Origin of the sequence: Ramlibacter sp. (assembly GCF_035706265.1) — a bacterium.
Lineage (GTDB): Bacteria > Pseudomonadota > Gammaproteobacteria > Burkholderiales > Burkholderiaceae_C > Ramlibacter.
In genome coordinates, this window is the sequence record NZ_DASSVG010000644.1 from 1 (window position 1) to 2,078 (window position 2,078).

The 2,078-nt window shown below is 67.8% G+C and carries 2 protein-coding genes; one reads left to right on the forward strand and one right to left on the reverse strand.

Annotated elements, in window-relative coordinates:
- Window positions 1–546: aminotransferase class I/II-fold pyridoxal phosphate-dependent enzyme (locus VFM98_RS23110; protein ID WP_325112243.1), on the forward strand; the 546-nt coding region annotated here is incomplete at its 5' end.
- Between the two features lie 78 nt (window positions 547–624).
- Here VFM98_RS23110 and VFM98_RS23115 read toward each other — a convergent pair.
- Window positions 625–2,078 (reverse strand): AMP-dependent synthetase/ligase (locus VFM98_RS23115; protein ID WP_325112244.1); only part of this gene is annotated, 1,454 nt, incomplete at its 5' end.

Sequence of the window (2,078 nt, forward strand, 5' to 3'; positions counted from 1 at the left end):
GACCGGCACGGGCGGGTGCTCACCATCGGCGGCATGAGCAAACCCTTCTGGGGCGGCCTGCGCATCGGCTGGGTACGCGCCTCGGCTCCGACGGTGCAGCGGCTGGCCGCCGCCCGCGTGGGCGTCGACACCGCCGGACCCGTCCTCGACCAGCTCGTCGGGGTGCGCCTGCTGGAGGTGGCCGACAGGGTCATCGCGGAGCGGCTCAAACAGCTTGCGGCGCAACGGGATGCGTTGCTCGCGGCGGTCGCTGAGCACCTGCCCGCCTGGCGGATCACGCCCCCGGCCGGCGGGGTGACGCTGTGGGCGGAGCTGGACGGGCCGGTCTCAAGCGCGCTCGCGCGTGCCGTGGAGACCTTGGGGGTGCGCATCGCGCCCGGTCCGCGTTTCGGCGTCGACGGCACGCTCGAACGGTTCCTGCGCCTGCCGTTCACCCAGTCGATCCCGGAACTGCTCGACGGGGTGCGCCGGATCGCGGCGGCCCGCTATGACCTCGACCGCACCGCCCTGCGTCCACAGTGGAACGAGCCGGAACTCATCGCCTGAATCACAATTTGCCTGGCAATCCACGCTTCGAGGTGCCGTCGAGTGGTGGATTGCCAGGCAAATTGCGGGATCTTGGGGTCAGATCTCGGCGAGCTGTCCTTCGTACATCTTCTCGATCTCGCCGGAGAAGTTGGCCTCGATGGTGCGGCGCTTGAGCTTCATCGAGGGTGTGATCTCGCCGTCCTCGATGGTGAGGTCGCGCGGCAGGATCGTGAACTTCTTGATCGTCTCCCAGCGGTTGAGCTTGGTGTTGAGCTCCTTGATGTAACCGGCGACCATCGCGTTGGCCTGCGGCGAGGACACAATCGCCTCATATGAGGTGTCGGTGACGCCGGCCGTCGGTGCCCAGGCGGTGATGGACTCGGGGTCCAGCGTCACCACCATCGTGCAGTAGTTGCGCGACTGGCCGATCACCAGCGCCTGAGAGGTGAAGGGGCACAACGACTTGAAGATGCCTTCGATGTGGCTGGGCGCGATGTACTTGCCGCCGGACGTTTTGACCAGGTCCTTCTTCCGGTCGGTGATCTTCAGGTAGCCGTCGGAGTCAAGCTCCCCGATGTCGCCGGTGCGGAACCAGCCGTCCTCGGTGAAGACCGCCGCGGTCTCCTCAGGCAGGTTGTGGTAGCCGCGCATCACCGGCGTGCCCCGCAGCAGGATCTCGCCGTCCTCGTCGATGCGCACCTCCAGGTCGCCCAGGGCCTGACCCACGGTGCCGATCTTCAACTGGCCGGGACGGTTGACGAAGTTGCCGGCGCTGGTCTCGGTCAGGCCGTAGCCCTCGCTGATGGGCAGGCCGGCCGCGGCGAAGAACTCCGCGATCGGCACCGAAAGCGCGGCAGAACCGGAGACCATGTAGCGGATGTTGCCGCCCAGGCGGGCGTGCAGCTTGCTGAAGACGAGCTTGTGGGCGATGCCGTACTTGAACTTGAGGCCGCCGGGGACGGGCAGGCCCTTCTGCTCAAGGGCGACCTTCTGCTTGCCGACATTTACGGCCCAGCCGAAGATCTTGAGCTTGGCCCCGCCGCCCGCCTGGGCCTGGGTGACCACGCGGTTGTAGACCTTCTCGAAGATGCGCGGCGCGGCGCACATGAGCGTCGGCTTGATGACGCCGAGGTTCTCGACGATCTTGTCCACGCGGCCGTCGACGTAGGTCGGCGCCCCGACATGGATGATGCCGCAGATCAGCGTCTTGCCGAACGAGTGCGACAGCGGCAGCCAGAGGAACTGAAGATCGGTGGGCAGCAGCACGCCGATCGCGCCCTGCGCCACGCCCTGCCAGCACCAGCCGCCGTGCAGCAGCTCGACACCCTTCGGGCGCCCGGTGGTGCCGGAGGTGTAGATCAGCGTCGCCAGGTTCTGCGGGCCGATGCCCGCCACGATGCCCTCGATCAGGCCGGGGTTGCCGGCCAGCACCTCACGGCCGCGCTTCTCCAGGTCGGCCAGGGTGATCTGGGGCAGGGCCGCACCCTCCACCGGCGAACCGTCGATGAGCACGATGTGGGTCAGCGCGGGGACCGAGCCGGCATCCATCT